The sequence below is a fragment of the bacterium genome, from assembly GCA_024224155.1.
Classification (GTDB): domain Bacteria; phylum Acidobacteriota; class Thermoanaerobaculia; order Multivoradales; family JAHEKO01; genus CALZIK01.
The window spans coordinates 1-2,023 of the sequence record JAAENP010000455.1 but is presented as its reverse complement, the minus strand read 5'-3'; the positions used below and the strand labels follow the sequence as shown (position 1 = coordinate 2,023).

The following is a 2,023-nucleotide window of genomic DNA, read 5'->3' as shown; positions in this document are numbered from 1 at the left end:
GAAGAAGAGGCTGGCCTCGCTGCGGCTCATCGGCTGGAAGCCGACCTCGTCGATGATCAGCATCGAGACGTTGAGGTACTTCTTGCGACGCAGCCTCTGGGGCGAAACGTCGGCGTCCTGCTTCATCATGTGGAGCAGATTGTCGAGGCGGTAGGCGGCCACCGAGAAGCCGTTCTCCACCGCCTTGACGCCCAGGGCCACGGCGATGTGCGTCTTGCCCGTGCCCGGGGGCCCTTGGATCAAAACCGTCGCGTGCTCGCGAATCCAGGAGCACGTGGCCAGGGTCTCGATCCGGCTCTTCTCCAGCGACGGCTGGAAGCCGAAGTCGAAGTTACCCAGGCTCTGGCCGGGCGGCAGCCCCGACAGCCGCAGGGAGGTCTTGATGCGTCGCTCTTCACGCTCGCCGAGCTCGACCTCGAGCAGATGGTCCAGGAAGCGGTGTGCCGGTCGCTTTTGCTTCACCGCCTCCTCCAGGAGCTCCGCCAGGCGACCGGCCGCGTGCTGAAGCCCAGCCTGCTCGAGCCTTTCGCGAGTGACGTCGAGATCGACACGACCCTTCGCCGCGCTCATCGCGCCACCTCCGCCAGTGCCGCATACAGGTCCAGCGGACGCTGGTGCACGGGCTGCTCGTAGATCTCCTGCAGACGGCGCCCCATCTTGCCCAGCGGCGTTGGCGGCAGCACCCGATCCGTCGCCTCGCCCTCATAGCAGCTCGGGTCGACGAGCACCCGCCGCGCAGTCCCACGCGGGTACTCTCGGACGATCCGGCCGGCGGCCAGAATCTGGACCTTTCCCGCGCAGCCCCGCACCTCGACCTGGGTGCCGACATGGGCGAAGGGCACCGGGTAGGAGCGGTCTTCGAACCGCACCATGCAGTCCTTGTGCACCGGGCGCGTCACCGCGATGTCGAACGGCTCGGGCAAGATCGGCAACGGCGCCAGGAGCTCCAGCTCGCGCTCCCAGCTGGCGTGGATCGTCTCGCCGGTGGCCGCGCAGGTCGCGCGACGACACCACGTCTCCAAACGACGGTCACTCCAGCTTTGAAGCGCCTCCAGACCCTCATGAGGTCGACACGTCGGATCGACGCGCAGACGCGACAGGCGCACCTTCGCCTCGACCTTCCCCTTGGCATTGCCGGCCCGAGGCGCACACGCGTCGATGTGGAAGCCCACCGCCTGGGCGTAGGCTCGGTAGGCGGGATGGATCACACCCCAGGCACCGGCTCCCTGGCTGATCGCCGTCTTCACGTTGTCGATCCGATTGACCGCCGCCACGCCGGCCAGGCGCTCGTACGACCGATTGTGGCAGGTCAGCCAGCTCAGCTGATCCGACTCTCGGCTCCAGATCAGCGCCGGCTTGCGGCTGTGCGACAGCACCATCAGGAACGCGTGCAGCGGTTCCGGACCGTCCCCCACGTCCACCCGTGGAAACTCACCCCAGTCGGTTTGAGACTGCGCTCCCGCCGGCGTCTCCACCCGCCGGTACGTCCGGATCTTCGGCTTCGGATAGTGCCTGCGCACGTAGCGCAACACCGAGCGATACGAGCCCGCGTAGCGATGCTCCTCGACCAGGTGGTCCGAGAGCTCCTGCACGTTGACCGGACGCGGCGACTCGGCCCGATCCGCGTGCCAGGCGGCGATCACCTCCGCCAGGGGCTCGACTCTGAACGTCTTCGACTTGCGACCATCCTCCGCGCCCTCGGCCGCTCGACGCAGGTGGTAGCGCACCGTCCCCTCGGTCACCCCGAGAGTCTGCGCAATCTCACAGTGGTTCTGACCCTTCTTGGCCAACACTCGAACTGTCACGATCTCCTCCTTATCGAGGCTCGGCATCCTTCTGGACCTCCTGGCGGCACGCTACCGCAGGAGATCGCTACGCTGCCCTCAAGCCTCTGCTGGGGGGTCGTAAGACTTCGCGTCCGCTAAGGAGGATTCTGACCGCGTCCGTGACACCTGAGCCACGCTCAGGGCGTGACTCCTCCAGCCATGGAGGCTGCCTGGGTCTTCGGACCAACCATATCTGG

The 2,023-nt window shown here is 66.9% G+C and carries 2 protein-coding genes; both read right to left on the bottom strand.

Features of this window, described 5'->3' with window-relative positions; genetic code table 11:
- Window positions 1-570 (bottom strand): ATP-binding protein (locus tag GY769_22070; protein ID MCP4204604.1); only part of this gene is annotated, 570 nt, incomplete at its 3' end.
- Window positions 567-1,832: an IS21 family transposase gene (locus tag GY769_22065; GenBank protein MCP4204603.1), complete on the bottom strand. Its 1,266-nt coding sequence runs from the start codon at window positions 1,830-1,832 to the stop codon at window positions 567-569. The genes GY769_22065 and GY769_22070, both read right to left, overlap by 4 nt.
- Window positions 1,833-2,023 lie beyond the last annotated feature (191 nt).

Coding starts and splice junctions, on each gene's coding strand:
- GY769_22065 (MCP4204603.1), bottom strand. CDS start 1,832: ATGCCGAGCCTCGATAAGGAGGAGATCGTGACAGTTCGAGTGTTGGCC.